Source organism: Ruegeria sp. BHSB172 (assembly GCF_059613165.1).
In genome coordinates, this window is record NZ_JBXWRZ010000015.1 from 57,008 (window position 1) to 64,586 (window position 7,579).

General features: G+C 63.8%; 6 protein-coding genes. 4 read left to right on the forward strand and 2 right to left on the reverse strand.

The window, feature by feature from the left end; all coding sequences use genetic code 11:
- The first annotated feature begins 81 nt into the window (after positions 1-81).
- The 4 genes from AC2FM3_RS09895 (at position 82) to AC2FM3_RS09910 (ending at position 6,133) form a co-directional block, all read left to right on the forward strand.
- Positions 82-2,571 (forward strand): penicillin-binding protein 1A, encoded by a 2,490-nt coding sequence (locus AC2FM3_RS09895; protein ID WP_496681188.1) that lies wholly within the window; start codon positions 82-84, stop codon positions 2,569-2,571.
- 107 nt (positions 2,572-2,678) lie between these two features.
- Positions 2,679-3,806: a peptide chain release factor 2 gene (gene prfB, locus AC2FM3_RS09900; protein WP_496681191.1), complete on the forward strand. Its 1,128-nt coding sequence runs from the start codon at positions 2,679-2,681 to the stop codon at positions 3,804-3,806.
- 110 nt (positions 3,807-3,916) lie between these two features.
- The gene (locus AC2FM3_RS09905) at positions 3,917-5,317 is read left to right on the forward strand and encodes an amidase (RefSeq protein ID WP_496681192.1); all 1,401 of its coding nucleotides are present in this window, start codon (positions 3,917-3,919) and stop codon (positions 5,315-5,317) included.
- 24 nt (positions 5,318-5,341) lie between these two features.
- Positions 5,342-6,133, forward strand: a complete 792-nt coding sequence (locus AC2FM3_RS09910) for a DUF2189 domain-containing protein (protein ID WP_496681194.1) — start codon at positions 5,342-5,344, stop codon at positions 6,131-6,133.
- Positions 6,134-6,142: 9 nt separating this feature from the next.
- Here AC2FM3_RS09910 and AC2FM3_RS09915 read toward each other — a convergent pair whose 3' ends face one another.
- Both AC2FM3_RS09915 and AC2FM3_RS09920 read right to left on the reverse strand, forming a co-directional pair.
- Complete coding sequence (locus AC2FM3_RS09915; protein ID WP_496681196.1) at positions 6,143-6,364, reverse strand: hypothetical protein; 222 nt, start codon at positions 6,362-6,364, stop codon at positions 6,143-6,145.
- The gene (locus AC2FM3_RS09920; protein ID WP_496681202.1) at positions 6,361-7,518 is read right to left on the reverse strand and encodes an aromatic ring-hydroxylating oxygenase subunit alpha; all 1,158 of its coding nucleotides are present in this window, start codon (positions 7,516-7,518) and stop codon (positions 6,361-6,363) included. Before AC2FM3_RS09920 ends, AC2FM3_RS09915 begins: the two co-directional genes overlap by 4 nt.
- Between the last annotated feature and the right edge of the window lie 61 nt (positions 7,519-7,579).

Here is a 7,579-nt window from a genome sequence, read left to right on the forward strand (position 1 = left end):
ACGGCTAGTATCGGCGCGGGTGCTTTGACCCTTGTGTGCAGCGGCACTATATAGGCGGCACCGCGAACAAAAGGCAGCAACGTGATCCGGTTCATTCTTTCGATTTTCGGGGCGATCTTCAGCCTCGTGACGCTTGGTATCTTCATGGCGGCGCTGGTGATCGGCGCGGTGTTCTGGATGTACGGCCGTGACCTGCCCAGCCACGAGTCGTTGGCCCAGTACAAGCCGCCCACCATCAGCCGCATCTATTCGGGCGAAGGCCACCTGATTGACGAATTCGCCCAAGAGCGCCGCCTGTTTACCCCGTCCGAGGAAATCCCCGACCTGGTCAAGCAGGCCTTCATCTCGGCCGAGGACAAGAATTTCTACACCCACCAAGGCTATGACCCGCGCGGCATCATCGCCGCCGCGGTCGAGGCGGTGAAGTCCAAGGGCGAAAACGTTCGCGGGGCCTCGACCATCACCCAGCAGGTGATGAAGAACTTCCTTCTGTCGGGCGACCGCCGGGCCGAGCGCAAGATCAAGGAAATCATCCTTGCCACCCGCCTGGAAGAGACGCTGGACAAGGAACAGATCCTCGAGCTTTATCTCAACGAGATCTTCCTGGGCCAGAACTCCTACGGCGTGACCGCTGCCGCGCAGACCTATTTCAACAAGACCTTGCAGGAACTGGCTCCGCATGAGGCGGCGACGCTGGCGGCGATGCCCAAGGCGCCGTCGGACTATCACCCGGTCCGGCAGAAGGATCGCCTGCTGGCGCGGCGCAACTATGTGCTGCGCGAAATGTACCAGAACGGGTACATCGACAAGGCGACCTATGAGACCGAAGTGTCGCAACCGCTGCGCTCGGTCCAGAACGGCGATTTCGAAAGCTTCCGCACCGCGCTGCCGCCGCGCGACTATTTCACCGACGAGATCCGCCGTCAGTTGAGCGAGGATTTCGGCGAGGGCGAATTTTTTACCGGCGGTTTCACCGTCCGCGCCTCGGTGGACGAAGAGATGCAGGTCGAAGCCGCACTTGCCCTGCGCGAGGCCTTGCAGAAATACGACCGGTCGCGCGGGAAATGGCGCGGAACCGGCCTGACCATCCCCGAGGAAATATTGGCCGACGAGGCACAATGGCGCGCAGAGCTGGCCAAACTGGAGGTTCCACGCGACGTGGTGCTGCCCACGTCGTGGTATCCGGCGGTGGTGCTGGACGTTGCCGACCAGCAACTGACCGTGGGGGTCGAAAACGGTCCGGCCGACGGCATCATCCCGCGCAGCGACATCAAGTGGATGCAGGGCGATTTCCGCGCCAATTTCAAGCGCGGCGACGTGATCCTTGTGGTAGCCGCCGAAGACGGCCAGTGGTCGGCCCGCCAGATCCCCGAGGTTCAGGGCGGATTTGTCGCGATGGACGTGAACTCGGGCCGCGTTCTGGCGATACAGGGCGGGTTCTCGTACCAGGACTCGGTGTTCAACCGCGCCACCCAGGCGCTGCGCCAGCCCGGTTCGGCCTTCAAGCCCTTCGTCTATGCCGCCGCGCTCGACAGCGGCTACAGCCCGGCGACCATCGTGGTGGATGCGCCCATCGAGGTGAATACGCCGCAGGGTCTGTGGACCCCCAAGAACTCGACCAACAAGTTCTATGGCCCCACGCCGCTGCGCACCGGTATCGAGCAGTCGCGGAACCTGATGACCATCCGCTTGGCACAGGAGGTTTCGATGCCCGTGGTCGCAGGTTATGCGGAACGCTTTGGCGTATACGACAACATGGGCCCCTACCTGGCCAACGCGCTGGGGGCCGAGGAGACGACGCTCTACAAGATGGTTGCGGCCTATGCGATGTTCGCCAACGGTGGCGAGCGGGTCAAACCCACCCTGGTCGACCGGATTCAGGACCGGTTTGGCAAGACGATCTATCGGCATGATGATCGTCAATGCCTCGATTGCAATTCCAGCTGGCTGGAACCCGATGCGGCCCCCACCATCGTCGACGACCGCGAGCAGGTGATGGACCCGATCACCGCCTATCAGCTGACCTCGATGATGAAGGGCGTGGTGGATCGCGGTACCGCGTCGCGTGTGGTCAACCTGCCGGTTCCGACGGCTGGCAAGACCGGTACGACCAACGAATCCAAGGACGCCTGGTTCATCGGCTTCACCTCGAATATCGTGGCCGGCTGCTATATCGGCTATGACCGTCCGCGTCCGATGGGGCGGGGGGCCTATGGCGGCACGCTGTGCGGGCCGGTCTTCCAGAGCTTCATGGAAAAGGCAGTCGCGAAATACGGCGGCGGCCCGTTCGAAGTGCCCCCGGGCGGCCATTTCATCAAGATCGACCGGTTCAGCGGCGCGCGGCTGCCGGAAGATGCAACCGGCGATTACGTCGTGGCCGAATATTTCCGCGATGGTGTCGATGGTTTCATCGACCGCGTGTACGACGGCGGTTTCGCGATGGGGTCCGACCTGCCTCTGTTCGAGGAGGTCACGAGCGGAGGCCGTCAGGTTCGGACATCGACCGGCGAAACGGTCATCGTGGGACCCAAAGCCAGCCAAGGCGATCTGCAGGGCGGCGGACTTTACTGATCCGCCACCGAGCGGGGTAAAGCTATGCAAACCCGCGCGGGTCATCTTGTGGTGGCCTGAACCTCTTGCTATCACGCAGGCCTGATTGAGCAAGTTGGGACCTGACCATGCGCGCCGAAATCCAGAACATCGTGGCCGAGATCCAAAAATCGCTGGAGCTGCTGGCCCAGCGTATGGACTATGAAACCGCGCCGCACCGGCTGGAGGAGTTCAACGCCCGCGTCGAAGACCCCAACCTGTGGGACAACCCCGAAAACGCGCAGAAGCTGATGCGCGAACGGCAGGTTCTGGTCGATGCGATCGAGACCTACGAGTCGATCAAGACCGATTTGAACGACAATGTCGAACTGATCGAACTGGGTGAGATGGAAGACGACGAAGAAGTCGTCAAGGATGCCGAAGAGGCCCTGAAAAAGCTGCGCGACAAAGCGGCCGAAAAAGAGCTCGAGGCGCTGCTGGACGGCGAGGCCGACGCCAACGACACCTTCCTGGAAATCAACGCGGGCGCCGGGGGCACCGAAAGCTGCGATTGGGCCTCGATGCTGGCGCGGATGTATGTCCGCTGGGCCGAGAAGAAGGGCTACAAGGTCGAGCTGCAGTCAGAAACCCCGGGCGAAGAGGCGGGGATCAAGTCGGCGGCCTACAAGATCTCGGGCCACAACGCCTATGGCTGGCTGAAATCCGAAAGCGGCGTGCACCGGCTGGTGCGGATTTCGCCCTATGACTCGGCGGCCAAGCGGCACACATCGTTCAGCTCGGTCTGGGTCTATCCGGTGGTGGACGACAATATCGAGATCGAAGTGAACCCGGCCGATATCCGCGTCGATACCTACCGGTCCTCGGGGGCGGGCGGTCAGCACGTCAACACGACCGACTCGGCGGTTCGGATCACCCACATCCCGACCGGCATCGTGGTGACAAGTTCGGAAAAATCGCAGCACCAGAACCGCGACATCGCCATGAAGGCGCTGAAATCGCGCCTCTACCAGATGGAACTGGACCGTCGAAACGCCGAGATCAACGCCGCGCACGAGGCCAAGGGCGACGCGGGCTGGGGCAACCAGATCCGGTCCTACGTTCTGCAGCCCTATCAGATGGTCAAGGACCTGCGCACGGGTTACGAGACCTCGGACACCAAGGGTGTTCTGGACGGTGATCTGGACGGGTTCATGGCGGCCACGCTGGCGATGAACGTATCGGGCAAAAGCCGGGCCGAGGCGCAGTCGGACGCCTGATTGCGCACGGGGCGGGTGGCACACCGACAAAAGATACATACAAAACACCGGGTTTAAATGCGATCCGTCCATCGCTAGGCTGAGTTCGATCATAGCCTGGACGTAACCCCATGACCCCAATCGAAACTTCGGCCGTCGAACTGCTGAGCAAGCTGCGCGCGGGGCAGGTTTCGGCCGTCGAAGTGATGCGCGCGACGCTGGACCGGATCGCGCAGGTCAACGACCGGGTCAACGCCATCGTGGCACTGCAGGATGAAGATGCACTGATGGCGCAGGCGCAGGCGGCCGACGGCCATGCTCGGCATGGCCCGCTGCACGGTCTGCCAATGGCGGTCAAGGATCTGGTGAACGTGGCGGGCATTCCCTCGACCCAGGGTTCGCCCTTGTTTCGCGGCCATGTGCCCGATGCCGACGACCTGATCGCGGCCCGACTGCGCGCGGCAGGCGCGATCCTGATCGGCAAGACCAACACGCCGGAATTCGGTCTGGGGTCGCATACGTTCAACCCGGTCTATGGCGCCACCCGCAACCCCTATGACCTGACGCGCAGTTGCGGCGGGTCTTCGGGCGGGGCGGCGGTCGCCTTGGCCACGGGAATGCTGGCGCTGGCCGATGGGTCCGACATGATGGGCAGCCTGCGCAACCCGGCCGCTTGGAACAATGTCTATGGCTTCCGCCCGACCTGGGGCCGCGTCCCGTCCGAGCCGGTGGGCGATCTGTATCTTCATCAACTTTCGACGCTGGGTCCGATGGCGCGCAGCCCCGAGGATATCGGGCTGCTGCTGGACGTGATGTCGGGCGCGGACCCGCGCCAGCCCCTGTCGCTCGACAGCGATCCGGTCTCGCCCGTGCCGGTCAGAAGCCTTGAGGACATGCGCATCGGCTGGCTGGGTGACTGGGGCGGGGCCTTCCCAACGGAAGACGGCATTCTGCCGCTGTGCGCGCGCGAGTTGACGCTGTTTGCCCAGTTGGGCGCAACGGTCGAGGAGGTACCGCCCCCCTTCGATGCCGAACGGATCTGGGAGTCCTGGATCACGCTGCGCTCGTTCAGCGTGGCGGCCGGGCTGCAACCCCTGGCCGACCGCAAACACGCCCTGAAGGACAGTGCCCTATGGGAGCTCGAGCGCGGGCTGGCCCTGACCGCGATGCAACTGCAGGCCGCCAGCGTGACCCGGTCAGACTGGCACCGGCGGGCGGTTGCGCTGTTTTCCGAATATGACGCGCTGGTGCTGCCAGCAGCGCAGGTCTGGCCGTTTCCGGTGGACTGGCCGTATCCGCGCCGCATCGCCGGGGTCGAGATGGACAGCTATCACCGTTGGATGCAGGTGGTGACACCGGTCAGCCTGTTGGGGCTGCCCTGCCTGTCGATTCCGGCCGGATTCGGGCCGAGGGGGCTGCCGATGGGGATGCAGCTGTTCGGTCCGCGGGGCAGCGATGCCCGACTGCTGTCGATCGGGGCCGCCTATCATGCGGTTACGCATTGGCCGCAGAAACGGCCGCCCGAGATTTGAAGGAACTGGGAGGACAGACGGAACATGGACAGGCCATTCGGAGTTCCAAAGTTGAAACCCGCCAGCCGCGAAATGCTGCGCACGGCGCTGCGCCGGGGCTGGCAGGACTATCGCCGCGCGCCGATCTTCGGCCTGCTGTTCGCGGGGTTCTACGTTCTAGTGGGTTGGCTGATGGCATGGATCACGGTGCAGACGGGCACCTCGTACTGGCTGGTGCTGGCCGCGATCGGGTTTCCGCTGTTGGGGCCGTTTGCAGCGGTGGGGCTGTACGAGGTCTCGCACCGGCTGGAACAGGGCGCGCCGCTGGATTTCGGTGCCATCTTCGGCGTGGTGATCCAGCAGAGCCGCCGACAGTTGCCGTCGATTTGCGCCATCATCGTTGTGATCTTCCTGTTCTGGTTCTTTCTGGGCCACATGATCTTCGCCCTGTTCATGGGCCTGTCGACCATGACGAACGTCTCCTCGTCGCTCGAGGTGTTCCTGACTGCGAACGGGTTGACCATGCTGGCCGTCGGAACCGTGGTCGGAGCGCTTTTCGCGATCCTGCTCTACATGATCTCGGTGCTGTCGATTCCGATGCTGCTGGATCGTGAACTGGATTTCGTGACGGCGATGATTTCCAGCTATGCCTATGTCGCAGTGAACAAGCGTGTGATGCTCGGGTGGGGCGCGTTCATCGCCGTCACCACCTTCATCGCCATGATCCCGTGGTTTTTGGGCCTGCTGATCGTGCTGCCGCTGTTCGGCCATGCCAGCTGGCACCTGTACCGGCAGATCACGGGGGATAGTGACGGCGAAGAAACCGCCCAGACCTGATCGGTGCGGTCACTGCTGCGGAACCTCGCGCCCCATGTCGATCAGACGCTGGCGCAGCCGGACGGCGGCCGGCAGACCGGCCTCGAGCGCATGCACATAGGCGTGGGTCAGGAAGAACGCTGCTGCATCCGCATCGGTCTGCGCGTCTGCGGCCTGTTCATACAGGGCCGCCAAGGCCCGGATGTCGCCGGCCGCATGTGCGTCCAGCAGACGGTCGTCCAGTGCGCTCATTCGGCGGCAGGCCTATCGCGGCGCGCGATCAGCCGCTGTGCGACCCAGTCATGGAACAGATGCGTCGGCCCATCCATCGCCGGTGAGAAATGCCCTCCGTCGAAACCGGGGGCCGCGCGACCGCGCTGCATGCCTTCGACCACGAACACGTCTTCTTCGAACACCAGTTTCCACTGCTCGGTGTTGCGCGCGCGCAGGTCGGCATCTGTGTCCGGCGACGCATAGAACAGATGGATATGTTCCGATGTACGGTCCTGCGCCTCGGGGCGCAGGATGATGGCAAAGGCGTGGTCGCGATGCACGCCCAACAACACGTTGGGAAAGGCGGCGATGTATTCGGCGGCCGTGTCCCACTTGGCGCTCAGCCCCGGAAAATCGGGGAAGGTGCGGCCGTCCTCGTCGGTCAGCTGGCGATAGACAAGAGTGCCCTGGCCGGAAAACAGGCCGGGCTCCTGGATGTGATAGTGGTCCTCCAGCCGGGAATAGCTGTTCAGCCCGGGATGCACCCAGGGCAGGTGATAGCTTTCGCAGTAATTCTCGACCGCCAGCTTCCAGTTGCAGTTCACGTCCAGCCGGAAGGCGCTGTCGGGGCCGCCATGGTACAGCGGCTGGTCGAACTCGGCCCATCGTTCGATCAGCTTGGCGTTGGCATCCTCGAAGGCCGGAGCGGTTCCCGAGACGTTGATCCAGACCACCTCGCGCCAGATTTGGCTGCGCACCTCGATCAGGCCCAGTTCGGACCGGTTCACCGCGTCATGCGCGTTCTGGCCCGGCCCGCCCACATGCGGGGTCGCCACCAGGCGACCCTCGGTCGAATAGCACCAGCTGTGATAGGGGCAGCGGATCGCGCCTTCGATCTTGCGCGGTTCGGCCACCAGGATCATGCCACGGTGGCGGCAGATGTTCTGGAACACCCGTACCTGGCCCGACCGGTCGCGCAGCAGCAGCAGGGGGATGCCGAGAAACTCGATCGGCACCGCGTCGCCCGGTTCGGGCACGTCGGCGGTTACGGCCAGTCCGGACCAGCCGTCCAGCAGCAGGGCCTGGCTCTCCTCGGCGTGCAGCCGGGGGTCGGTATAGTGCGCGTTGGGCAGGCCCAGCGCGGTTTCGATGCTTTGGCGAACGGCAGACAGATCGGTCAGGGTGCTGGCCATGTGGTCCTCCTCGGTTGCCACCCAGCCTAAGCAGTCCCACCGCCGGCCCGCTGTCATGTCC